The following is a 25,224-nucleotide window of genomic DNA, read 5'->3' as shown; positions in this document are numbered from 1 at the left end:
TGACCCGTTTTTTCGTTTAAATACATAATTCCCTTTTCGTCACTTGATGGATAATCTTGTTTTATTGTTTTTCAGTGCGATGGCTGATGCTTTACCTAAGTGGTTGATTACCCTTATTTTGTTGGTGCAGAGTAGTATGTATTCCCTGCACCAAGCATGGTATGTTTTGGCAAAAGTATTTTTTTATTATCACACTTAGTCGGTTATATGCTGAAATTATTCAGAAAAGTTTGGTAGGTTTTTCAACGCCAATTGTGCCACAATTTCTGCACGTTGTGACGTTACTTTTTGATACCGTAATGTTGTCTGAATGCTTTCATGTCCCATGAGCGCCCTGAGTTCTTCAATTCCCATTAATCCAACTCGCTCTGTAGCAAAAGTGTGCCGTAGGTCGTGAATACGAATTTCTTGGAGTTCAGGACTATCTCTAATGAGCTTAATCCAGGATTTATGCGCCATACGGTAAGAAAGGCGGGATACTTCTAAAGTTTTTGGCTGTTGAGCAGTAAACAGTGCTGGATGCTTGGGATGTCTATAATATTCAATGTAGTTATTTAGACTCGTGAGTGCTACTTCACTGTAAAAACACCACCGTTGCTTGTTGCCTTTGCCAACAACCTGAAATTTCCGGGCTTTGAGGTCTATGTCATCTAAATTTAGAGCCAGTACCTCAGCAATCCTAGCGCCACTGGTATGCAACAAACGCACCAATGCAGACAAACGAACATCTTTTTTGATGACACCATACAGGATACTTAATTGGTATGGAGTAAGGTAACGCACAGTCTCATCAGTAGCGTGTTCTCCTTGTTCTCGACTGGGTTTACGTCTTGTGAGACCCGCAACCGGATTGGATTTGAGATATCCCATATCAACAGCAAAACTGAACAAAGCCGTGATTACAGCTTGATGACGGTGGTGGGTCGTATAGGAAACATCAGTTAAATGATTGAGATATTCCATCAAAACTTGTCTGTCGATGATTTCTATTGACCATCGACCGTACTCCTTGAGCAAGGGGATAATCGTAGACTGATATGAACGCAGAGTACTTTTGGCTAGTCCTGGACGTTCTAAAAACTTGGTGGCTAAAGCTGCTAAAGTCATCATTACTTTAGAAGAGCTTTTTACAATTTATTTGAATAAAGGTTTAGATATTAACTTATCATTAACAAATATATTTTCAGATATATTTTGATGATTGTAACAGAACATTCAACGCGACCATTGGGAGAAGAAGGGCTTGCTAATTACGTCCAGAGATTGCGAGGTCAGCTTTCTTTAACCCAAAAAGAGTTGAGTTTCAAAGCGGGAATACATATTCAGACCATCCGCAAAATTGAGGGTGGACAAACGAATAGACTCAATCAAAAGGCTAAAGGTGGTCTAGCTGCGGCGTTGGGAATACCACCGGAGTACCTAGATGCGGCAGCGAAGAAAGTCTCCCCAGAAACAATAACTACGTTAAAATTTTGTCCTAAATGTTGGACTCCAGGAACTACCCCTGACCAAATGTGGACAGACTTACGGTCGAAGTATTGCTTTGCTTGTGGTACAGCTTTACGGAATCGCTGTGTTAGTTGCAATGAACCAATTATGTCATTGAAATTTAAATTCTGCCCTTACTGTGGCGCGAATTATAAACAAAATCAAACTACTTCTTAAAAACTGAATATCCAGGTATCTAATTGGCAACGCGCGAACTTTTGTCTCCGACACAACGACTTCAATTTACTGAAATCCCCGATTCTATCACGACAAGAGATATAGCTCGCTACTATACTTTTAGTAATGACGAACTCAAAGTTATCAAAGAGCGTCGTAGACCACACAATCGTCTTGGTTTTGCCGTACAGTTATCTTACCTACGCTTCCCCGGTCGTGTTTGGAGTCTAGGAGAAATAGTACCAGAATCTGTACTGTTTTATATTGCATCTCAATTAAAACTTGACCCGACAATCATCACTGAATATTCCCAAAGGGATACAACTCGACGCGAACATCTGGCAGAAATTCAAAACAATTTCGGATTTCATACTTTTAATACATCTACATACAAGCAATTCTCAAAATGGTTATTACCTTTTGCAATATCGTCAGATAAAGGGATGGCACTTGTGGGAGCGTTGATTGATGAGATGCGCTTGCGCCAAATTATTATTCCAGCTATTTCTACGGTAGAACGTTTAGCCTGGGAGGTCAGACATCGCGCTCAAAAATTAGTATGTCTTGAGTTGACTAAAAGTTTGACAACATTACAAAAGACGGCGCTAGACAAGTTATTAATTGTAGAGCCTGATAAAAAACTGACTGATTTAATTTGGCTACGTCAACCACCAGGTCAGGCTAATCCAAGAAACTTTTTAAAGGTGGTGGAACGACTGGAGTTTATTCGCCATCTCAATCTCGACTCTGGATGCTTGAAACGAGTACACCAAAATCGTCTGCTGCAATTTACTCGAACTGGTGCGAAGTCTACACCTGCTCACCTATCTAGGTTGGATGAATTGAGACGCTATGCTATTTTAGTTGCTTTTCTCATTGAATGGAGTGCTTCATTGGTCGATTATGCCATTGGAATGCACGATAAAATGATGGGTAAATTGTTTAACAAGAGTGAGCATCAGCACGGCGATAAGTTTCAACGTGATGGCAAAGCAATTAATGAAAAAGTCCGATTGTATGCTCAAGTGGGCAAGGCATTAATTGCAGCTAGAGATGAGTCAAATGATGCCTATCAAGCGATTGAATCTGTATTGGATTGGGAGAAATTTATCAGTACTGTTGCTGAAGCTGAAAAATTAGCCAGACCCGCAGATTTTGATTATCTTGAACTGCTTGATAACCGTTATTCACAGTTACGACGGTATACGCCTAAATTGTTGGAGACCTTTGAATTTAAAGCTACATCTGCCAGTTTAGCAGTGATAAAAGCTTTGGAGGTTATTAAAGAATTAAATATATCAGGAGGTCGAAAAGTGCCGGAATCTACGGACACTAGTTTCGTTAAAACTCGTTGGTTAAAACACGTAATTAAGGGCGATACTATTGACCGTCACTACTATGAGATGTGTGCTTTAGCTGAGTTACGTAGTGGTTTGCGTTCTGGGGATATTTGGGTAGCAGGCTCGAAACAGTTCCAAGATTTTGAGGATTATTTATTACCAGATAGCTCATGGCAGTCAATGCGTTCTTCTAACACTATACCTGTGGCAGTAACAACGGATTTTACTACCTATATTGAACAACGCTCAATCGAATTGTCTGAACAATTAGCGCTTGTTTCTTCAATGATTGTAGAGAATAAGTTGGTAGATGTCAGGATAGAAAACGAGTTGTTAATTATCACTCCTCTCACCAATGCTGTCCCCAAGGAGGTTGATGAATTTAGCAGAAAAGTTCATAGTTTGTTGCCAAGAATTAAGTTGACTGATTTGTTGGTAGAAGTTGATTCTTGGACACAATTTACTAAACATTTTACGCATTTACATTCGGGAGAACAAGTTGCAGATAAAGTTGTTTTGTTAAGTGCCTTGCTTGCTGATGGTATTAATTTAGGTTTAACGCGGATGGCTGACGCAACTCAAGGAATGTCCTTTGAGCGTTTAGCTTGGGTGGCGGATTGGTATATTCGGGATGAAACTTATTCTAAGGCTTTAGCTGAGGTAGTGAATTTTCACGCACAGATCCCATTTGCTGCTTATTGGGGTGATGGGACAACATCTTCTTCTGACGGTCAACGGTTTAAAGCAGGCGGACATCGCAGCTTTAATGAAGAGATCAATGCCAAGTATGGTAAGGATAGAAGCGTGATTTTTTACACGCATATTTCCGACCAGTATGCTCCATTTCACGTTAAGGTAATTAACGCCACGATTAGGGATGCAACTCACGTTTTGGATGGTTTGTTGTATCACGAGAGTGATTTACAGATTCAGGAGCATTATACGGATACAAGTGGCTATACCGAGCATGTCTTCGCAATGTGCCATTTGCTGGGATTTAGATTTGCACCTCGAATGCGCGATTTACCTGATAAGAAATTGTATACTTTTGAACCTAGTTCTCCTGATTCGCCTTTGGCACCCCTCCTCGGTGACAAGATTAATGTGAAATTAATTCAGGAATCTTGGGATGAGATTCTACGCCTTGCTAGTTCAATTCGGACGGGGACGGTGACTGCTTCTTTAATGTTGAGGAAATTGGCTTCTTATCCTCGGCAGAATTGTTTAGCTCTAGCTTTGCGAGAGTTAGGGAGAATTGAGCGGACTTTGTTTACCTTGGAATGGTTGCAGAGTCCAGAACTGCGGCGACGGGCGACGGCTGGTCTAAACAAGGGTGAGGCGAAACATACTCTGAAAAGAGCGGTGTTTTTTAATCGGCTGGGGGAATTGCGTGATCGCTCTTATGAAGACCAGTTTTATCGGGCCAGTGGGTTGAATTTGGTGATTGCTGCGATCGTTCTATGGAATACAGTGTACTTAGAAAAAGCTGTGGACTATTTGAAACAACAGGGAATGGATATTCCTGAAGAATATTTGCAACATTTGTCACCGTTGGGTTGGGAGCATATCAATCTCACTGGTGATTATGTCTGGAATTTGAAGCAGGCGACCAGTTTTGACCAGTTGCGTCCTTTGCGGGTTAAGGAAAACAAGTATCGCTGAAATGCTTAGGTGATAATGGTTTCAGCCTTAGCGTACAATTTTCCCGTTTTGGGTGCGACACGATGGCGCACGAAGGGCTGGAAGCCCCTATATATAAAGAAAGCTTCCAAAAGATGAGTGAGGAACCGATTCCTCCAGTCTGGTGTCCAAGACTGTTCCTAACCTTCCCATGCACCACTGGTAACGGCGGTGTATGAAGCGGAAAGTAAAGCTCAAGGAAGCATTTAGCCTAAAAATGTAACCGGGCAAAGGAAAGATTGGATGGGTGAATGTAAATGAATCCTTGTTGAGGCATCGTAAGAATTGGTCATCGAAAAGGCTGACACGGTGATATGAGTGAAAGCGCTGAATACCCCAAAAATATTCAGTCAAGGTTCAACCCCTCAATGCAAGTTGAACTGGGACACCAAACACTCCGGTGTAGAAAGGACACCCTACCCAATTAAATCTCATCCGTGCGTAACGTAGTAACCCCAATGAAGTCTGGGATTTACCCAGTAAGCAATCCGTAAGGAAAGCTGAATTCTTCAGTGGGTCAAGGATGCTTCCAAAAGCGAATGCCACCAGCCGAAAGGCAAGGGAAATCCATAACCCGGTGGATAAGGCAGATGTCCAACCTGAAAGGGTGCTGACGGGAAGCAGGTGAGTCAACCTCACATCCGTTGTAATGATTTCAAACCGAGGTGTAAGTTAGATGCAGGCAACTGTAAACCGAACCAAGGGACAGACTGATTGGAATTGTGTCAACTGGCGCAAAGCCAATCGGATTGTTCGGAATTTGAGACAGCGAATCTTTAGGGCAAAAACTGAGGGCAAACTGAAAAAGGTACGCTCTCTCCAGAAACTGATGCTACGCAGCTATTCTAATCGCCTAGTTAGCGTTAGGAAAGTGACGCAGTATAACAGAGGTCGAAACACACCAGGAATAGATAAAGTAGTAGTCAAAACTGCTACAGCCAGGGGTCAGTTAGTAGATAAATTAACTGATTACTCTCCCTGGAAATCATCACCAGCACGACGAATCTACATCCCAAAAGCTAATGGGAAGAAACGACCTTTAGGAATTCCAGTAATACAAGACCGTGCCATCCAGGCAATGGTTAAAAATGCCTTAGAACCCGAATGGGAAGCAATTTTTGAAAGGTCTAGTTACGGCTTTCGTCCAGGACGTAGCCCCCATGATGCTATTGCCAGTATCTATAACCTAGCCCGACCGAATAAACGGAAGAAATGGGTCGTAGATGCAGACATTCAAGGGTGTTTTGACAACATCTCACATAATTTTCTGTTAGAGCTTTTAACAGGCTTTCCAGCCCGTGAATTAATTAAACAGTGGCTACTAGCAGGATATATGGAAGCAGGTTCATGGCATCCAACAGATGCTGGTACACCACAAGGGTCTGTTGTCAGTCCGTTGTTAGCAAATATAGCTTTGCACGGTATAGAATCTGCCTTGGGAGTTAAATATAACAAAGATGGAGAACTCCGTGCATCTAGAGCTTTGGTGAGATTCGCTGATGATTTTGTGGTGTTCTGTGAAACACTTGAAGATACAAAAACTGTTGTCCAAATCCTGAATGATTGGATGCAAGCCAGGGGGCTTACTCTCTCCCAGGAAAAAACTAAAATATCGCATCTCACAGAAGGGTTTGACTTTTTGGGTTTCAATATCAGACACTACAAAGATCAAACCACAAAAACTGGATGGAAGCTGTTAATTAAACCTAGTAAAAAGTCTGTGCTAAATATTCGGGCTAAACTGCGTTATGAATGGCTTAACTGTAGAGGTAAGTCAACAGATGCAGTCATTAAAAAGCTCAATCCGATTATTCGGGGACAAGCGAATTACTTGCGAGTTGGAGTATCCTCAAAAATTTTCAATTCTCTTGACCACTGGTTATATGAGAAACAGAAAAAGTATGCCAAACGCACTCATCGAAATAAATCTGATAGCTGGCGTAAGGCTAAATACTGGGGAAATCTAAATCTTGATAGACCATTTGACCGATGGGTTTTTGGTAATAAACAAACCGGAGCCTATATGTTGAAATTTGCTTGGTTCAAGATTGAAAGGCACATTCTTGTTAAAGGTAAATCATCACCTGATGACCCCAAATTAAGAGACTACTGGATTAAGCGGCAAGAAGCTAAAACTAAATCCGAATTAATCAAAAGTAGGCAGAAGATAGCCCAAAGGCAACAATATGTCTGTCCTGTATGCGGGGAATCCCTATTAAATGATGAGGAGTTACATCTTCATCATAAAAAGCCAAAATCTCAGGGTGGTGGTGACAATTACGGCAACCTACAACTCGTACATCTGTACTGCCATCAGCAAATACATTCTGGAACAATTTGTAGTTTATGACTTGCTTGAGCCGGATGCGTCGCAAGGCGCAAGTCCGGTTCTGAGGGGGCGGGATTATAGCGATATAATCCTGCTACCCGACCACGGTGATGCCTAGATGGCATATCTACTCTGCCAATATTTCACTTGAGCAGTAATCAATTCAAAATTGATTGGTGGGGTTTAAACTAGTTTTTAGGTAGAAAATTTTAGAGAACTAATGTTTAAGTTTTGTTAGCCTTGACAAAAGCAATGGCACTTTCCCAATTAATTGTTTGGTTCAGCAAATACTTGGTAAATATCGCTTTGAGATATTCTAATTCTTCTAGGGTGAAATTTGGGGTAAGACGTTCTGCGTAACTTAGTCGATTACCATTGGTAGTAAACAAACGCTCCAGAAAAGCACTACTGATGTACATTTGGGTCGAATTTTGCTCAACAACCACATCTACTATCAGTCCTGTTGATGCAAAAGCATCACGTAAATCATCAGCATCCCAATTGAGCATGGGGTCTAATTGATTAGCGTAGATTGCTTCTTCTGCGGCAATTAATCGTTTGTACAACTTGGCATCTAGCGAGTATGGCTCAAGTAAACGATACAACCTTTGAGTGTAGCGTGGTACAGTCTCTGCTAATACTAGCTTTCCTTGTTGGGGTATTAGTTGGGCTATATTTTGGGCAGCTGTTAATTTATCAGGTTCCGACACTAAGGTATTACGCCCAATAATGCAATCAAATTGCAAATCTGGTGCAAGGTCTGCTATTGTCCCAGGCAGTTCAGATATTGGCACAGTCAAAATCATTGGACGGATTAGTTCTTTAAGTGCTGCTGCTTGTTGGTGTAAAGCATTAGCATCAGTGTTGGTGCGAACACAGGCATAGACTCCACCTTCTGGAACTTGTCTTATTGCCTCCCAAGTTAATAAACCAGTTCCAGCATTGATATCTAGCACCAAATAATGACGTTGCAATTGAGCTAAATCAAAAATACGCTCTCGAAGGGTTGCCAACTGTGTACCCACTTGAGAAAGTGTACGCTGCAACCAACGTTCACTAGCTCTATCACCAGTTCCATAAGTCAATATTTCTAACGGCGCAACAGCGCTGCCTTCCATCAATGCAGCAAGTTGGGCTTCACGGCGACGTGAGACTTGTATACTAATTTCTTTTTCTCGACCTTGGGCTGATGGTTGGTAAAATACTTGCCCTTGTAGGCTGGCTGGTAAATATTGCTGTTCTACCCAGTGGTCTCGATAAGCATGAGGATAAAGATAACCCTGCCCATGTCCAAATCCTTTTTTATCTCGATTTGCATCCTTTAAGTGATTAGGAACAGATGCCTCTTTTTCTTGCTCGACTGCTGTTAGTGCATCAAAAAAGCCCATAATGCTGTTTGACTTCGAGGCTGTTGCTAAATATAGTGTTGCTTGTGCCAAATGATAACGACCTTCAGGCATTCCTACTCGGTCAAAGGCTTCATTGCAAGCATTGACCACTACTATGGCGTTGGGGTCAGCTAACCCCACATCTTCACTTGCTAAAATCAACATTCGGCGAAATATAAACCTCGGGTCTTCCCCGGCATAAACCATTTTCGCCAGCCAGTACAGTGCAGCATCAGGGTCAGAACCACGCAAGCTTTTGATAAATGCACTGATTGTATCAAAGTGGACATCGCCTTCTTTGTCGTATAAAACTGCACGCTGTTGAATTGATTCTTCTGCTACTGCCAAACTAATTTCTATGATTCCTTTAGCGTTGGCTCTTGTTGTCTCTACTGCTAATTCCAAAGCGTTCAATAATGAACGAGCATCACCATTGGCAACATTTACCAAGTGTTCTAAAGCTTGCTCCTCAATTTTTATTGACAACTTTCCATAACCGCGTTGAGCATCAGCTAGGGTTTGCTCAACAATTTTGTATAAATCTTGAGTATTTAATTGCTTGAGTTGAAAAATCCGCGAACGGCTCACTAATGCTTTATTCACTTCAAAATACGGATTTTCTGTGGTTGCACCGATTAAAATTACGGTTCCGTTCTCCACCCAAGGCAACAGCGCATCTTGCTGAGACTTGTTAAACCGATGAACCTCATCAACAAACAGAATCGTTCGCCAAGAGTGAAACTTTCGCTGTTGCTGTGCGGTTTCTATTGCCGAGCGAATTTCTTTTACTCCTGATAGCACTGCATTGATGGCAATAAAATGAGCGCTAGTTGTATTCGCTATTACACGTGCCAGTGTTGTTTTTCCTGTCCCTGGCGGGCCACAAAAAATCACTGAGGATAACTGGTCTAAACTAATGGCGCGTCGTAAAAGCCTGCCTTGACCAATAATATGATCTTGACCAACAAATTCATCCAAGGTTCGTGGACGCATCCGCGCTGCCAGTGGTGCTTGGGTTTCTTCTATTTTCTTTAGATGTTGATCAAACAAGTCCATCTCTTATTCGGTAGTCATCTTGGGTAAATCATTGCACTAACTCCTCTATTCTAATTTTAACGTGACTGCGATAACTCGTCTGGCACTTTGAATAACCATTACTTAGGGCAAGATTTTTTCGCTAACAAAGCCTTTTTAGACGCACCAATACAAAGTTAAGCTTGCACCTGGGCATGGGACATTACGCCTTTACAAAGAGTGCAAAGGCGCAAGCTCAACTTTAAAGAAACTCATGGGTTGACTGAAGCTTGAAGGGGCGCTTAAGTCTCGGACTATTCTATAGTTTTCTGGATGCCAACAAGTATCACTTAAATGTTTTATTTAGCCATTCTTTTAGCTGATTTTGTAGCTCTAAATAATTCTGAATCAACTCTTTTTGTTCAGTTGTCCATTCTTTTCCAATCGCGTCAGAAACAGCTTCAAAAATGGAGTAGTCTAATTGTTTCGGATTCATTTGGATGTATCAGTTTAAGAATTTTCACTCTCTTATTCGCAAAGCGATGGCGTAACCGCCTACTGGAGATGATCGCCCAGAAACTTGTGTAAAATACGCTCAATACACGGGTACAACTTAGTCCAATGCTCGATTACGTCAGTGCAGCAATGGCATTTTATATCACAATGCTTCCAGTGCAGGAGTGGATATTGGAATTCCGCCTTGGTTATTTGGGACGCTACTGGAGTTTGATAAACGCTGCTGGCTTATTTTATTAATCGGCTTCTTGGTCTGTGCGCTGATATTTGTGCCACTGATTATCAACATGACATTAGATCCGTTCAAGTTCCCAGATCATATTGTCATGAGTGCGTTCGCGTACTCGCGTGCCGGAGGCAATCGCTGCGGTGATTTTTGGTGCAATACTTTGGCTAGGACAGTGGCTAATACTGCGACAGACTGAGATAACCCCCAGAATTTTCGCGCTCATAAATACAGTAGCTGGAATTTTTGTCTATTCTTTGCTGGTGTGGTTTAATCAAAAAAGTTTGGAGTGGAGCGGTGGCCCTATCCGAGGCTGGAAAACTGGACTCATCTTTCTAGTGGGTGGTGCAGTTACTGGAGCCGCAACGGGCAAAGCTTTAGATTTCTACTGTTGGCAAATCGAGCAGCGATTAATCAGAATTGAGAAAGAGAAGATAGACCAAGAAACCCAAGAGCGAGAAAGGCTGGAGCGAGAAAAGTTTGAGAAGGCAAAGTTAGAGCAAGAAGCAATAGAGGCAGAAATTGCGGAAAGAAAAAGAATACAGCGAGAGGCGGCTCAAGAAGAAGAACGTTTGTGGTACGAGCAACACGGGAAAGACTATGCAGATTATGAAGAGGAGGAGGAGGATGATTGAAGGAGGCAGGAGGCAGGAGGCAGGAGGCAGAAGGCAGAAGGTTTTTTCACTTATAGGATTCAAACCCCTCCTGAAAAAGAGCCACCAAATTGAAAATTTGGAGTTCTTGTCTTAAACCCTTGCTCCCTATGGTCGCGGGCTGTTACAGAGAGCAGTTTTCCTCCTGCCTCCTGCCCTCTGCCTCCAACATCCTCGATAACTTTTGTGGTTTGAACAAGAAGATGAGTACGATTCGTTAAATTAGGACGGTGTTAATTACTAAAAGCCTTGTAAGTATATTGATTTATACTCAGCACTGGCTCAACGCCCCGCTACCGCTAACAGCACTCAAAACTTTGCTATATCTATCGTTTGCTAAGAATCTTTCCATTGAGATTAACAGTGTAAGTCAGTGATTTCTGAAAATTTGTCACCGTGACGTTCCAAGCATCAAGGCGCTGCGTCGGTAAACAAGGTTCATTGGGTGCAGCTGTGGGACTGCGGAAACAATTGAAACTTAGTGCAACTTGGGTAATGCTGAGATTGGCAATGGGTTGCTGCAAGTCTGATTGCGCCGCGTTGAATACTGTGCGAGCGATCGCAGTTGGTAGCTCATCAGTGCGGGTGGGAAGTCCGGCGAGTGCTTCGGTGCGAATATGAACTTGATCATTGCTAATGCGATATATTTGCCGTGCTTGCGATTTTCCCGCCACCGTCACCCGATAGCCCCGGATTGTTTGTTGAGGGCAGGATTGGGCTAAATTCCCTAATCCTAAACAGCTATCAGTAAAAGTCTGAGGCTCGATTTTAGTAATGAGAACAATTGAGGGTAAGATTTGCAAGTGATAGCTTGCGATGCGCTTGATTTCGTTACCCACCTGAATCGGTAAGCCGCGTTCAATAACAGGATTACTACGTGCAATCAATTGTAAATCGTCGGCTGTTTCACCTTGAAACACCCAACGCGAGCGTTGGTGGGGAATGGTAATTTTCCAGCCTTGGCGAACAATGGGATCGCAAGCATAAGGAGCCGAAACATTCTCACAACCGCTTGCCCAGGTTGTCTTTTCAGAAGAAATATTAGTTAATAAGGGTTGTCCAGGATAGCCCCATTGTTTCGCCTGGTGAATCGCTGCTGTCACCATTGCCGTTGGCGGAACTTTTTGGGCAGGTTTTTCCAGAGAATGGATGTTTTGCCCGTTCATTTGCATCAAGACTCTAAAGTTACCATTATCAGTGGTGAAATAGGCCAAGCTTTGACGTTGATCGGCGATCGCAATTTTCCAGTAAGGTACAGGATTGTACATCAAGATATCGCCCTTAGCAACTTGCTCAACTTGAATGACTTTTGCAGTGTTATCGAGTTTCTCTTTGGCGATCACATCTTGAGGCACTTGTTGAACAATCGTTTGAGGGTTTGCTGGTTGCGTGGTCAAAATTTGCGGATTGGCGACCGTAGATTGTAAAGGAATTATGGAAATAGAAACAAGCAGACATCCAAAAATAGTTGATTTTACTAAAGCTTGATGGGAAAAGTGTTGCAGCATAGAATATTGATTGAGAAATATAAGTAAATCTTGCAGTCTCAAGTTAGCCAATAAATACTAAGACTCAGGATTGAGTTACAGATTTGGAAACAAAATACACAAAGGTGGAAATTCCGACCATCGGATGCTATTAAGTGATTTAGTTATTTAAAAATGGTGATCATGCAGACGAAACTATTTCCAGAAGGAAATCAAATTGTCATTAGGATAATACTCTTGTTTTTCTTCTCCAAATTTGACATGGTTTATTTACTATAGTTGTAATTATTTATACTAGAGAATAGTTAATTTGAACTCAGGTTGGTTGAGTAAAGCACTTCATAGATACCCTATCCGTGTAAAAATAAGAGACTCTGACTTACTTTGCTGATAAAAAATCGTGCAATCTTGTAATTAGTCATCATAAAGGTTTCGATGCTTGCTTGGTGTATTCTTGTAAAGCACTTTTTTTTCCATCCGCTCTAACATGAAGCTCTATCAACGTCAAATTTTCTTGTAACTTTAATCCAGATGCCTCTAACGGTGGATGACCATCATTGGTTATAGAACTACGTACTGCCGAGCAATAATCTTCAATAATGTTTGCCAAATCCTTATCTTCATTGGTAACACTACGTTCAATGTCTCGTAATCCTCTAACTTTTTTCTTTAATTCCTTTTTTGCATGTCGATCCGCCTCATATATGGGTTTATAAGTGAAAAAACCTTCTGTCTCCTTCAATTTAGTTTTCAAACCATCTTGTGATCGCGAATATTTATCATTCGGCAACTAAGTTATTAAACTAAGAGTCTTATTCATTATCTAATTGACTTTGCTCTATGAATAATTTGTATGAATCAAAAATGGAGAAATTGCCACAAGTCGCATTGAATCCTTTAATAATGTCTGATTTGCGTTCTCTGTTTTCCTCACAATCGGAGTTTGGGGAATAGCTGCATTAATAATTTATAAATATTTTATAGGAAATAAGGAAATCACATCATCATGGCGAAATTTAACTACAAATCATCTCGTTATCTCTTCAAGACAATTTTTCTGATTTCCCTTACTGCTTTGGGAACAATGGTAATGATACCATTTGCTGTTGAATCTAAGGTAGCAAAGAAAACCTTTAATTCCATCTCTCCTTTTTGCAAAGTATTATCGGAAAAATTTAGTCCCTTCGGTGCTGCTCCCGATTTATCAGTAGCATTAGGTAAGGCGATCGCCGAAGGAGGTAATCTGAATCAACCTTGCGATATCTTTGGTGAAAAGTGGCTACCGCTCAACGTTTTACTATCCACAGACGAAGCACTGGCTCAACGTTTAATCCAAACTGGGGTAAATGTAAACGCCAAGGATGGGAAAGGAGATACTCCCCTACATTATTTAGGAAAATCTGAGAAAAATGCGCGATTACTTCTTAGTAGAGGAGCAAAGGTCAATGTCCGCAACCAAAACGGTAATACCCCACTCCATAATGTTTTTGGTGAAAAAACCGCTGCTGTAATCAAACTTTTGATAGATGGGGGTGCTAAGGTTAATGCTAGAAATCAAGAGCAAATGACACCGCTACATCTTGTTCCCAATTCAGGAAAAGCAGATATTACCGAGCTATTGATTCGCAGTGGTGCGGATATAAATGCCCGTAGCAATCAAGACTGGACACCACTGCACTACGCAGCATCTCATCTAGAAATCGCCAAGAAACTAATCGAAGCAGGTGCGGATCTAACTATCCAAAATCGTCAAGGGGCTGTGATTCACTCTCAGGGTATTGAACCAGCAGTAATACAACTCTTACTAGATCGGGGAGTTGACGTTAATCTCCTCAATGCTCAGGGGCAAACTCCTCTCCACGTACATCGCTTCCAAGCCACTTTAGTTAAACTGCTTTTGGAGCGAGGAGCAAAAGTTAACTTACAAGATGCTGAAGGTAAAACCCCTTTATATGATGTTAATCTGGAAGTAGCTCAGTTACTGGTTGCGGCCAATGCAGATTTAAATGTTCAAGATAATTCAGGAAGAACACCTCTGCACCAAGCAGTATTAGAAGAACAAAGTTTTTTTGGACCGGAATTGGTAACACTATTTCTCAGTAAAAATGCTAGGGTTGACCTCAAAGATAAGCAAGGTAAGACTGCTCTAGACTTGGCTCGACAACTTAATAAAACCCAAATCATTAATTTGTTAGAGCGACATATCGCAACTAAAAATTCTGCTGGTAGCGGAACAACCACAACCAAAGCAACAGCAAAACTCCAGCAGTTGCTCAATTCTAAAAACTGGAGTGCTGCCGATCAAGAAACCCGCCGTCTCTTATCACCTCAAAAAGACCTCTTTGGGCCGAACGCTGCCACTATACCTCTAGATTTAATTCAAGAGATTGATCTAGCTTGGTTAGTAGCTAGTGATGGACGATTTGGACTCAGTGTCCAAGCAAAGATTTGGCAAAAGGTAATAGCATCTCATCCGAACAAAGAAGAAACTGCCGCCAATACCTTTGGCGATCGCGTCGGTTGGAAACTCAAAGTTCCTCGAACCGAAAACGATTTTATTAGCAGCGACTGGCTGAATGAATCCGAACTCAATTATTCACTGCAAGCTCCTGTCGGACACTTACCCTGGGCTGGTGTTTCAGATGCAGCTGTACTATCGGTTGCAGTTCCTCCCCCTGGAGAACACTGTGGTAGCTGTACCATCGATGCAATGTTTCTGCGAGATGGGCGATTCTATAAATATCTGCCTCAACTCTTTGCACGGGTTAAAATGGCATTGAATATTTCTGTGCCGAAAAAATAATCTTCCGCGTGCAAGTAGCAATTGAGCTTGATAAGCGTTATTGGCTTATTAATTGGCTTTTTGCTCTGTGGGCTGATATTTATGCCATTGATTATTAACAAGCAAGAAACCCAAGAGAGAGAAAGGCTTTTGAGAGAGCGGTTGGTAAAGGAGAGATTAGAGCAAGAAATCCTAGAAGCAGAGGTGGCAGAGCGGAAAAGGATACAGCGAGAGGCAGCTCAAGAAGAAGAACGTTTGTGGTACGAAAAACACGGGAAAGACTATGCAGATTACGCAGATTATGAGGAGGAGGATGAGGATTATGAGGAAGATTGAAGAATACTTTAGAAGTAAGAATGGTCTACATTGCGATCTCGGTATTCTTGGTTTTGGCGAAAATATGAGCAATCCTTTACTTTTTTATACAAGTAATTCTGTGATAGTTATCGGTGCAGAATGTGGATTATTAATTCTGTCCCCTCCCAATTATTTCGATCAGCCTTAAGTTAATCGCTTCTAAGCTGTTTAAAGCTGCGTTAGTAGTGCGTTGATGCTCTAGAAAATCACGTCTATGTTCTGACAAAGTACGTTGATGTTCTGCAAAATTACGCTGAAATTCGTTGAAATTAGCTTGCATGAGTTGCTGATTTTCTTGTAGTTGTAAAACCACATCATCAAACACAGCACTGCGAGCTAAAATACGATTTGTATCACTAGTTAATTCTTGTACAGTAGCGTTTGTTTCTCTTACTGCTTCCTGTGTTGCTCGGATTTCTTGCTGCGTTTGTCGCATCTGTTCTTGTGTTTGTAATTGACTCCGGGTAAGTTCTGCTAGTAGCGCTCTCATCTCATCGTTACTATTGTTTGTGTCGGTCATAGTTTCCACTTACTTTTTGATTATTAATATTATTTAGTATAATTCGTTAGTCAAATTTTCTTATCTGGAATTTTTGGCGTTCAGTTTTAATAATTAAGCCTCTTTCAGATTATTTAGTCTGATTAATCCCTCAATTCTATTTTTCAGAATGTTTAATTCGGTTTGGGAAGTATCGCATTCCTTATCAATACCCAAACCAAGAAAACATTTCAGGGCTTTATTAATTATGTCTGATTCAGATATATCTAACTCGGTTGCCTTATCTTTTAAAGCCTTGATGACATCATCAGAGGTTCTAAAAGTTTTAGGTTGCAATGCCATTTGAAAAAAATCCTTATAGTTACTACTTGGCACTGTAACACAAAAGCGAATACATTCGTAAGCGCTAAATTACTTACTCAATTGCTCCCGCTCCCAACCCGGATTTCTCACCGCATCTCTCAAAGCCTGTGCTTGTGCAGGGGTGCAGGGGAGTAGAGGAGCAAGGGAGAGTTCAAATACTAAGTTCTTTCTCCTCTGCCCCTCCGCTCCTCTGCTTGATCAAACGCCTGAAGGTTGTGAGAAATGCGGGCCAAGAGTCCCAACCTCACACCACCCACTCCGTCCACTGGGGCGCATCTGTCACCAACTGAGCAAACTTTTGAGGGTCAACATCCTCAAACTCCAGCATCACGCCGCAACGCTCATCACTCGTTAGGGTACTGAGTAATTCTTTGACCGGATCAACCCCGTATTCAACCCGTTCAATATTATTTAAGGATAATGAATCATGTCTGCAAGAATATTTAGTAAAACACGAGATAGCTTGACAATAATGTATTTGATGAAAACTATTTTTATCTGTACAGTTACAATCTGCACAATTTGCATTTACCTGATTAGCAGGGTAAGCGCATTTAATTTCGTAGCTAAAAATAGAGATTATTTTACTAAGATATGCATATTTGAGTATTCAAGACGTTAGGTAGTACTCTAACAAGCAAAGCATTTATTATACATCAGGGTCAGTCTCATGGTATTGGTTTCAAGTCTGCTAATAATTCTCTGGCTAAAAGCTCAAAGGCTTTAATTATAGCGAATGCGACTGCGTTAACAGAAAAGATGTCATCAATTTTTAGCGATATCAAAGACCCTCGTGTAGAAACAAATCGTGTGCATTTATTAACAGACATTTTAATCATTGCCATACTATCAGTAATCGCAGGAGCTAAGGAATGGGAGGACATGGAGAATTATGGATTAAGTAAATACGAGTGGTTGGAGCAGTTTTTAAAATTACCTGAAGGTATCCCTTGTGCGGATACATTTTGTCGGGTGTTTGAGCGTATTAATCCAAAAGTATTTGAACAATGTTTTAGACGTTGGGTTGAATCGATAGTTGAGACAGTGGGAGCGCAGGTAATCCCCATTGATGGTAAAACCCTCAAAGGTTCAAATGAATAGAGTGCTAGGAAAAACAGCTTTACACCGTATTAAATTTAACTCTAATTCCACTGCTTAATGTTTCGTCACAGACTTGGGAATTTTCCCACCCACCTACTTAGTAGTGATCGCTATTAACCATCATCCTATTAAAAAGTTTGCTATTGCTTCCAGTTTATTTGCCTGACATTGCATTGCTATACACAAATTATCTCCATCTAGAGGACGATAAGAAACCATAGCAATATCGATACCATAATTTCTAAGTGCGTATGTCATGTAACCCCAAATAAGCTCAGTTGTCTGCTGAAGCTATCCATCAAAAAAATAATTTGGATACAAGATTTCTGCTCTTCTGCATAAATATTTTCTCGTGTTTTGTGGTATCTCAAAACACAAGCTATCCATTTCTGTCTGAAATATAAACCTCATGAATTAGGAGTACTTACCATGAAAGCAGTTGTTTTTCACGGGATCGGAGATATTCGATTAGATAACGTACCAGAACCAAAAATTAAAGAACCAACCGATGCCATTATTCGGCTGACCTCTAGTGCAATTTGTGGCACAGATTTACACATGATTCGGGGAACATTCACAGGGATGAAACCCGGTACTATTCTAGGACATGAGGGGGTCGGTATTGTTGAAGAGATTGGCTCTAATGTAAGGAATCTTAAAGTGGGCGATCGCGTTGTCGTTCCCTCGACAATTGCTTGTGGTTACTGTTCTTACTGCCGCACAGGTTATCATGCCCAATGTGATAACGCCAATCCCCACGGACATAACGCCGGGACAGCTTTTTTCGGAGGCCCAAAAGCAGCAGGCCCCTTTGATGGATTGCAGGCGGAATATGCTCGAATTCCTTATGCCAATGCAGGGTTAGTAAAATTACCAAAAGAGGTTACAGACGACCAAGCAATTCTGTTGTCTGACATCTTCCCTACGGCATACTTTGGAGCCGATATTGCAGAGATCACACCAGGAGATACAGTTGCCATCTTCGGTTGTGGCCCCGTTGGGCAGTTTGCGATCGTTAGCGCCAGATTGTTCGGTGCAGGACGCATCATTGCAGTGGATACAATTCCCTCACGTTTAGAAATGGCACGTGATTTAGGTGCAGAAATAATTGATTACAATGCCGAAGATCCAATTGAAGCAATCCGCGAACTGACTGGGGGAATTGGTGTAGATAGAGCGATCGATGCAGTTGGTGTAGATGCGAATGCTCCTGACAGTGGCCCAGCAGCCGAAAAAGCACGACAAGAAGCACAACAATTTCAACAACAGTTACAACAAATTGCCCCTAAAACCAATCCTCAAAACGGGAATTGGCATCCGGGTAATGCTCCATCTCTTGTATTAGAGTGGGCAGTTCAAGCATTAGCCAAAGCTGGTACACTCTCAATTATTGGAGTTTATCCCCCCACGCATAATTTTTTTCCCATCGGCACAGCAATGAACAAAAATCTCACAATCAACATGGGCAATTGTAATCACCGCAAATATATTCCTACGTTGGTGGATTTGGTTCGTAATGGCACAGTAGACCCCACAAAAGTCTTAACACAAGTCGAGCCGCTAATGTCAGTTATTGATGCATATAAGGCATTTGACCGACGACAACCAGGTTGGGTGAAGGTAGAATTAGTCCCTGGAGCAGCTTTAGCTAATGTTTAGAGTCTTTACCAAGGTTGTATTGTGAACTAAAAACTTTTTTGATATCAGCAAGTTACCCTACTTGCTGATGGTTTTTGATTTTAATTATAGGAGGTTGTACAGCACGACTTAAATTTTTTATGCAAGAATCTTTGCCTATTACTATTTTGATCAGTGTAACGGTTGTAGCTGGTATTGCTGCTCAAGTTTTAGCTGGTTATTTTCACATTCCTAGTATTGTCTTGTTACTTCTGTTCGGGATTCTTCTGGGGCGAGATGGTTTTGATTTTTTAGATCCATCATTATTGGGTGTTGGTTTAGAAGTTCTGGTTTCGCTGTTAGTAGCGGTGATTTTATTCGAGGGTGGTTTAAATCTACAGTTAGGAGAGTTAAAAGAGGTTTCTAGCAGTCTTCGCAATCTTGTCACTTTGGGAGTAATGATTACCTTAATGGGTGCTGGAATAGCTGCACACTTGTTAAGTGAATTTCCTTGGCCAATTGCTTTTCTTTATGCCTCTTTAGTAGTTGTGACAGGCCCAACAGTTATTAATCCCCTCCTCAAACAAATTAGTGTAGAAAAACAAGTCTCAACACTTTTAGAAGGAGAGGGGGTTTTTATCGATCCAATTGGTGCAATTTTGGCTGTAATCGTGCTTCATTTTGTGTTGAGTGGAAATGTGGAGCCTCTCATTTTAATTAAGGGTCTAGTTTTACGTTTGGGTCTAGGCATAGTTATTGGTGTAGGCGGAGGCTGGTTGCTATCCCAACTCCTCAAACAGGATCAATTCTTGTCTCAAGAGTTAAAAAATTTAGTTGTTTTAGCTAGTGTCTGGGGTTTATTTAGTTTGGCACAGGCGCTACGTGGTGAGTCTGGTCTAGTGGTTGCTGTAGTTATGGGGATAGTTTTAAGAGCTAGTAACCTGCCTTCGGAGCTTTTACTGCGTGGGTTTAATGAACAGTTGAGTATTTTAGCCAATTCGGTTTTGTTCATTCTATTAGCAGCAGACTTATCAATTGCAAGTATTTTCGCTTTGGGTTGGGGTAGTGTTCTGGCAGTTCTAGCGCTGATGCTGATAATACGTCCTATTAACATTTTAATATCTACCTGGAATCAAGATTTAAACTGGCAACAGCAGTTATTTTTATCTTGGGTTGCTCCCCGTGGAATTGTAGCTGCTTCTTTAGCTTCATTATTTGCAGTTTCACTTACAAAACAAGGTATTAATGGCGGTGATTCAATTAAAGCCTTGGTATTTTTAACAATAATGATGACAGTTTTGCTCCAGGGATTGACGGCTGGGTGGGTTGCCAGTTTACTCAATTTACGTTTAACTAGTCAAAGTGAACAGGAGTGTTTGCAACCACTAAATAATGATATTAGTACGCAAGAAAATGGAAAGGTAAGTAGGATTAATTCAGAGTGATTTTAGTCATAATGAATTAAATTTTGTTATCCGCTACTTTTATTGTTGCTTAATATAGTGTTTCAAGTGATATATAATGACTAAACCTATAAAGAAACAAACTGTTTGGCTGAAATTGGCTTTGAGAATTTTTAGTATAGGGTTGCTACCTACATTAACTGCAAATCAGGCTTTAGGTGCAGAGCGGATAAGATTTAATTACGGTGTTTTAGAAAGGTCTATCCCAATTAGTTCACTCGAAACCTATGCTAGAACAGGCAAAGTGGACAATAATTTAGCTGCATATAGAAAGTATCTAGGCAAAAACCAACTAGCTCAACTGCGGAAAGTTTTATTAACTCGCATTCCCCTAAATCAAGTAGAAGTTTCGCAGTTCCTTTATACACCCATTGGCGAACGATTATTAGAAAAGTTAGGGAAAGTTATTCAGACAGAGTCTAAATTATCAGGGTTTTATGCAATTCGTGCAGCACTGATTTTGTCAGCCGCAGATCAAAAAGATTTTACGCTTTTAAATGTATTAAGCAAGTTTCCAGCAAGTGCAATTTCAATTAACTTGAACCAGAGTTTAGCAATTGCAGAGGCATTACAGAATTTAGTCAATCAAACTCAAAATGCAGTAGCACTAGTTAATCAGCAATCTCAACAAGAGGTAATTACAGTTTCTACACTTAATACTGTTCCATTGATGGATTTAGGAAAAAACGGAAGTTTTCATTTCTTAAAGCAAACAATCACACTCAATGACCTATCGCGTAAGAGGATATTTCCTGCTGATATTTACCTCCCAATTGCTCAAACTCCTCGTCCAATAATTGTCATTTCGCACGGACTTGGTTCCGACAGAACAAGTTTTGCGTATCTAGCTGAACATCTGGCTTCTTATGGTTTTGTGGTTGCTGTTCCAGAACATCCTGGCAGTAATTCAAAACAACTACAAGCATTATTAGCAGGTATAGCAGATAGAGTTACCAATCCTAGAGAACTAATTGACAGACCTTTAGATATTAAATTCTTGCTAGATGAACTCAGTCGTTTATCAAAGTCTAATTCAACATTTAGGAAACGCTTAAATTTAGAACAAGTTGGTGTAGTAGGGCAATCATTTGGTGGATATACGGCATTAACATTGGCAGGTGCAAAGATTAATTTTGAGCAACTGAAAGCCGACTGTCCAGCTTTGGAAAATACGTTAAATGTTTCGCTTTTACTTCAATGTTTGGCGGTCAATTTACCAAACGCTCAATACAACTTATCTGACTCCAGGATAAAAGCAGCAATTGCCATTAATCCAGTTAATAGCAGTATTTTTGGTCAAGCTAGTCTCAGCCAAATCAAAATTCCGGTGATGATTGTATCTGGTAGTTCTGATACTGTTGCTCCAGCTTTAACAGAGCAAATTGAGCCTTTTACTTGGCTAACAACTCCAAACAAGTATTTAGCACTCATCAATGGCGGCACACACTTTTCTACTATTGCAGAATCACCAAATGCCGCCGTACCCTTTCCTACACAGGTAATCGGTTCAAGTCCAGCCTTGGCACGTCGTTATGTTAAAGCTTTGAGTGTTCCTTTCTTTGAAACGTATGTTGCCCAACAGTCAAGTTACCTTCCCTACTTGAGTCCAGATTACGTTAATACAATTAGTCAGCAACCACTACCGTTAAGTTTAATAAAATCTTTGACATCTGAACAGCTACAAGAAGCGTTCAAATAAGGATTTTGAAGCTAGGTAAACCTACAGAATGATGAAATAAACACTAAATACTATTAATCTGAAAAAAAAGGGGTTAATAATTAGCAATAATTATGAATACAGCAACTCGCAATGAGCCAATTTATGTATTTCGCTTAACTCCAGAAATATCACTGATTTGGACTACTTTAGGTTTATTGCTGTTAATATTGTCAGCAGCAAGTGCAAGCTGGTATCATAGCATCATTCACAAACAAGCAGTAATTTTTAGTGTAGAAAGTGCTGGAGGTGGAGCTTGGGAAGGAATCCTTGCTTTTGTAATTTTACTGGCCATTACTTTTGTCACCATCATTGTTCATGAATTGGTGCATGGAATAACGTTTGCTGCCTTTGGTGGTTCGCCACGTTATGGATTTAAATTTAAGTATTTTTTACCCCTTGCTTACGCCACTTCACCAGGTGACTTGTTTCGCCGGAATGCTTTTATTTTCATTGGTTTAGCACCATTAATAGTCCTTGATGTTTCCTGTTTGTTACTGCTAGTAATTTTTCCGCAAGCAAGCTGGTTAATTTGGGTAATTGCATTCAATACAAGCGGTGCAATTGGAGATATCTGGATAGCAGTACAATTGCTACGTTGTCCACAGTCAATTCGAGTCGAAGATAGAGAAGAAGGCATAGCAATTTACGCACCTCCTAGTGTGACTTGCCGAGAACTTCCTTTTGCTGTAACTGATAAAACTCGTAAGCGTTCAGGTGTAAAATATTTGTTAAACTTCGCCTTTATGGCTTTGGCGTTGGTGCTGATTTCTAGCTTTTTACTAATACCAGTATTGAAAACCTTAGAAGTTCCTTCATTTATTATCGGTAATAATTCTTTCTGGATTTTCCGTTGGATAAATAACACAAAAGGATTTAGTATTGAATTTAACTGGATATCTTTTGTGATAGTTATTTTTACATTATTGTTACTAAACTTTTTAACTAATATGGTTCGGCGAAGGAACATTTAATAATTAAAGAGCTAATAAAAGAATTGCATAGCCGAACGCACCGAATGTAAACGCCCAAAAGCGGCTTTCTCGCTGTTCTGGTAATTCTTCCTTAAGGACATTGAGTACAATACCTCCCGACAAAAAGGCGAAGAGAACCGCAACAGCCGCCTGATGAATTACCGTGCCAATGCCAATTACCCAACCAACAATGATCGCAGCTACTAATAACCACCGCCCAATCCGATCATATATTTGTTTGTGGTTTTCGCGTAAACCATTATCGTTGACTACAAAATGTAGTGCCATCGCAAAAAAATAGAACAATAAACTCTTGATACTTGATTCTTCTCGGTGTACTAATAAGTAGCCAATTAAAGCGTTATAAACAGCAAAAGAAGCAATATGTATCCAAAAAACGTCTAAAGCAGTAACATCTCCCTTCCCTGCTTTTTGATTGCGTTGACGCGACTTGCTTGCAAATCGCTCTAAGCCATAAAACACTGCTAAACCTAAAAGTGCCACCAAGTAAACGTGATGCTCTAAAAAAGTGAGTCCAATATCCAAACTGTTTTGGAGTGTTAGTTGGGCTTTACTCAGTTCTGGCAAAATGTGGACGAACACATAAGCAACAGATACCCCACTGCCAAATGAGAGCCAACGACTACGCGGTTTAGCATTGAGGAATCTTAGTTTACCTGAAAATAAATGTATGATGGCTAAGGCGATCGCACATATTGCAGTGATCATGCTTTTTATTTAACGCGAAACCAGCGATAGCCGTATGCTTCTATTGGGATGGAAGGCAAATTAACATCCAGAGGTTCATTAATGGCAAAATAACCAGCTTTACAAATGCAGTAAAAATTAGCGATGTCTACAACGGGCTACGCCAACGCGTTAAAAATTATAAATTAGCAATATGCCGATAGCGAGCCTCTATTCCTGAATAGATGCCATAAGCAATCAAACCCAAACCCACTATACCCAGAAGCCAAAGACCAAAGGGGTGTTGTGTCAGAACTGCTAATGCACCACCCAACCCTCTAGCCTGAGTGCCATCAGATTGGATTGCCGCCAGCATCAAAAAGATGCCGATAATGCCAAAAACAATGCCACGGGCAGCAATGCCAAATCTACCCATACGCACTGCCCAATTTTGCTCAGTTAGACTCATTTGAGAAAGTTTTAAATGGTAACGAAATTTGCCTTTGTACGCTCTATAAAGGTAAAAAAGACCAACACCAACTACCATCATCCCTGCCAGTGCTACTAGCCATCGCCCAAGGGGTTGAGCCAAGATATATATTGTCCAATCTTCAGTTGAATCGCTATCGCCAACGACTGAACCCATAATCAGCTTTACAGATGTCAAAGCCAAACCTGTATAAGCTAAAGCACTGATAGCATAACCAATCCGTTGGGCAATTCGTTTAGCATTAATTGGTTTTCCATTTTTTTCAGGATCAAAAAACGTCTGAACTAAACGCCAAAGTACGTACCCAATAATTCCGAGGGTAACGATACTTAGCAAAAATTTTCCAAAAGGTTGGACAACAATTGCCTTTAACGCACCAGTTGTATTTGTGGTTTTACCACCAGAACCAATGGCTGCTTGGGTTGCTAATAACCCAATAATAAAGTAAACAACACCTTTTGCTGCGTATCCTAATCGTGCTAGTCGCTCAAACCAAGGGAGAGAAGTTATTTCTTTACCTGGTTGTTTAATTGGTTCTAAGGGTGAATTGGGTAGTGTCACGTCGCTTCTCTACGAGACGCCAAGGGCGAACGCTCCGAATTCAAAATTCAAAATTAATAATCTCCATAAATAAATTTATTTACTCTGGTTCATGAGTCTGTTTTGGTCATACGGCATAGTAATTATCTAGAATTCAGAAAGATGAAACTGCTCTCTACACTATATTTATTAACCTGAACCGCCACCTGAGCCAATGATACCAAGCAGTTGCAACAGATAAATAATTGCAAATACACCAAAAAATATGCCAGCGATCGCTGTTCCACCAAAGATTATTTTTGATGGTTGCAGTTCCTTGGGTAACATTTTGATTTG

General features: G+C 40.7%; 21 protein-coding genes and 2 pseudogenes. 13 read left to right on the top strand and 10 right to left on the bottom strand.

All coding sequences use genetic code 11. The features are described 5' to 3' along the window. Window positions 1–216: 216 nt before the first annotated feature. A complete protein-coding gene (locus ACWATR_RS33505) occupies window positions 217–1,110 on the bottom strand; it encodes a tyrosine-type recombinase/integrase (RefSeq protein ID WP_460342598.1) in 894 nt (297 codons plus the stop codon). Window positions 1,111–1,197: 87 nt separating this feature from the next. On the opposite strand from ACWATR_RS33505, the gene ACWATR_RS33500 reads away from it, so the two are divergent. From ACWATR_RS33500 to ltrA, 3 genes are all read left to right on the top strand, one after another. Next, complete coding sequence (locus ACWATR_RS33500; protein WP_012412872.1) at window positions 1,198–1,665, top strand: double zinc ribbon domain-containing protein; 468 nt, start codon at window positions 1,198–1,200, stop codon at window positions 1,663–1,665. A gap of 23 nt (window positions 1,666–1,688) precedes the next feature. Beyond that, complete coding sequence (locus ACWATR_RS33495; RefSeq protein WP_460342593.1) at window positions 1,689–4,667, top strand: Tn3 family transposase; 2,979 nt, start codon at window positions 1,689–1,691, stop codon at window positions 4,665–4,667. A 694-nt stretch (window positions 4,668–5,361) separates the two neighbouring features. Beyond that, a complete protein-coding gene (gene ltrA / locus ACWATR_RS33490; protein ID WP_460342590.1) occupies window positions 5,362–7,035 on the top strand; it encodes a group II intron reverse transcriptase/maturase in 1,674 nt (557 codons plus the stop codon). A 203-nt stretch (window positions 7,036–7,238) separates the two neighbouring features. Here the strand turns inward: ltrA and ACWATR_RS33485 are convergent, their stop codons facing one another. Both ACWATR_RS33485 and ACWATR_RS33480 read right to left on the bottom strand, forming a co-directional pair. Further along, a complete protein-coding gene (locus tag ACWATR_RS33485) occupies window positions 7,239–9,458 on the bottom strand; it encodes an AAA family ATPase (RefSeq protein ID WP_460342587.1) in 2,220 nt (739 codons plus the stop codon). Window positions 9,459–9,762: 304 nt separating this feature from the next. Beyond that, window positions 9,763–9,912: a hypothetical protein gene (locus ACWATR_RS33480; protein WP_460342584.1), complete on the bottom strand. Its 150-nt coding sequence runs from the start codon at window positions 9,910–9,912 to the stop codon at window positions 9,763–9,765. 125 nt (window positions 9,913–10,037) lie between these two features. Between ACWATR_RS33480 and ACWATR_RS33475 the strand changes: the two genes are divergently transcribed. Then, window positions 10,038–10,172: a hypothetical protein gene (locus ACWATR_RS33475; protein ID WP_460342581.1), complete on the top strand. Its 135-nt coding sequence runs from the start codon at window positions 10,038–10,040 to the stop codon at window positions 10,170–10,172. 90 nt (window positions 10,173–10,262) lie between these two features. Then, window positions 10,263–10,793, top strand: coding sequence for a hypothetical protein (locus tag ACWATR_RS33470; protein ID WP_460342578.1), 531 nt, complete (start codon window positions 10,263–10,265; stop codon window positions 10,791–10,793). A gap of 344 nt (window positions 10,794–11,137) precedes the next feature. On the opposite strand, the gene ACWATR_RS33465 is transcribed toward ACWATR_RS33470, so the two are convergent. Further along, window positions 11,138–12,319: a hypothetical protein gene (locus tag ACWATR_RS33465; RefSeq protein ID WP_460342575.1), complete on the bottom strand. Its 1,182-nt coding sequence runs from the start codon at window positions 12,317–12,319 to the stop codon at window positions 11,138–11,140. A gap of 445 nt (window positions 12,320–12,764) precedes the next feature. Continuing rightward, window positions 12,765–13,010: pseudogene (locus ACWATR_RS33460) on the bottom strand (ISNCY family transposase); the annotation flags it as partial. A gap of 294 nt (window positions 13,011–13,304) precedes the next feature. Between ACWATR_RS33460 and ACWATR_RS33455 the strand changes: the two are divergent. Beyond that, complete coding sequence (locus tag ACWATR_RS33455) at window positions 13,305–15,101, top strand: ankyrin repeat domain-containing protein (protein WP_460342572.1); 1,797 nt, start codon at window positions 13,305–13,307, stop codon at window positions 15,099–15,101. A gap of 81 nt (window positions 15,102–15,182) precedes the next feature. Next, complete coding sequence (locus ACWATR_RS33450; RefSeq protein ID WP_460342569.1) at window positions 15,183–15,416, top strand: hypothetical protein; 234 nt, start codon at window positions 15,183–15,185, stop codon at window positions 15,414–15,416. 130 nt (window positions 15,417–15,546) lie between these two features. Here the strand turns inward: ACWATR_RS33450 and ACWATR_RS33445 are convergent, their stop codons facing one another. Continuing rightward, window positions 15,547–15,957, bottom strand: a complete 411-nt coding sequence (locus ACWATR_RS33445; protein WP_460342566.1) for a hypothetical protein — start codon at window positions 15,955–15,957, stop codon at window positions 15,547–15,549. A gap of 93 nt (window positions 15,958–16,050) precedes the next feature. Continuing rightward, window positions 16,051–16,278: a hypothetical protein gene (locus ACWATR_RS33440; protein WP_460342563.1), complete on the bottom strand. Its 228-nt coding sequence runs from the start codon at window positions 16,276–16,278 to the stop codon at window positions 16,051–16,053. A 243-nt stretch (window positions 16,279–16,521) separates the two neighbouring features. Between ACWATR_RS33440 and ACWATR_RS33435 the strand changes: the two genes are divergently transcribed. The 6 genes and pseudogenes from ACWATR_RS33435 to ACWATR_RS33410 all read left to right on the top strand — a co-directional run bounded on the left by ACWATR_RS33435 (window position 16,522) and on the right by ACWATR_RS33410 (window position 23,171). Next, window positions 16,522–16,662 carry a hypothetical protein gene (locus ACWATR_RS33435; RefSeq protein ID WP_460342560.1) on the top strand — a complete coding sequence of 47 codons (141 nt, stop codon included), beginning with the start codon at window positions 16,522–16,524 and terminating at the stop codon, window positions 16,660–16,662. Window positions 16,663–17,058: 396 nt separating this feature from the next. After that, complete coding sequence (locus tag ACWATR_RS33430; RefSeq protein ID WP_460342557.1) at window positions 17,059–17,400, top strand: ISAs1 family transposase; 342 nt, start codon at window positions 17,059–17,061, stop codon at window positions 17,398–17,400. Between the two features lie 429 nt (window positions 17,401–17,829). Beyond that, window positions 17,830–19,059, top strand: coding sequence for a zinc-dependent alcohol dehydrogenase (locus ACWATR_RS33425; RefSeq protein ID WP_460342554.1), 1,230 nt, complete (start codon window positions 17,830–17,832; stop codon window positions 19,057–19,059). Between the two features lie 119 nt (window positions 19,060–19,178). Beyond that, a pseudogene (locus ACWATR_RS33420) lies at window positions 19,179–20,363 on the top strand (cation:proton antiporter); the annotation flags it as partial. A gap of 175 nt (window positions 20,364–20,538) precedes the next feature. Next, window positions 20,539–22,179 (top strand): alpha/beta hydrolase, encoded by a 1,641-nt coding sequence (locus tag ACWATR_RS33415; RefSeq protein ID WP_460342551.1) that lies wholly within the window; start codon window positions 20,539–20,541, stop codon window positions 22,177–22,179. Between the two features lie 92 nt (window positions 22,180–22,271). Next, the gene (locus ACWATR_RS33410; protein WP_460342548.1) at window positions 22,272–23,171 is read left to right on the top strand and encodes a DUF3267 domain-containing protein; all 900 of its coding nucleotides are present in this window, start codon (window positions 22,272–22,274) and stop codon (window positions 23,169–23,171) included. A gap of 3 nt (window positions 23,172–23,174) precedes the next feature. On the opposite strand, the gene ACWATR_RS33405 is transcribed toward ACWATR_RS33410, so the two are convergent. From ACWATR_RS33405 to ACWATR_RS33395, 3 genes are all read right to left on the bottom strand, one after another. Further along, on the bottom strand, window positions 23,175–23,900 hold the full coding sequence (locus ACWATR_RS33405) for a hypothetical protein (protein ID WP_460342545.1): 726 nt from the start codon (window positions 23,898–23,900) through the stop codon (window positions 23,175–23,177). Window positions 23,901–24,057: 157 nt separating this feature from the next. After that, window positions 24,058–24,909, bottom strand: coding sequence for a DUF1206 domain-containing protein (locus tag ACWATR_RS33400; RefSeq protein WP_460342542.1), 852 nt, complete (start codon window positions 24,907–24,909; stop codon window positions 24,058–24,060). Window positions 24,910–25,077: 168 nt separating this feature from the next. Further along, on the bottom strand, window positions 25,078–25,215 hold the full coding sequence (locus tag ACWATR_RS33395) for a hypothetical protein (protein ID WP_460342539.1): 138 nt from the start codon (window positions 25,213–25,215) through the stop codon (window positions 25,078–25,080). Between the last annotated feature and the right edge of the window lie 9 nt (window positions 25,216–25,224).

The sequence above is a fragment of the Nostoc sp. UIC 10890 genome, from assembly GCF_054786515.1.
The sequence above is the reverse complement of the archived record's forward strand: the minus strand, read 5'-3'. Positions and strand labels throughout refer to the sequence as shown.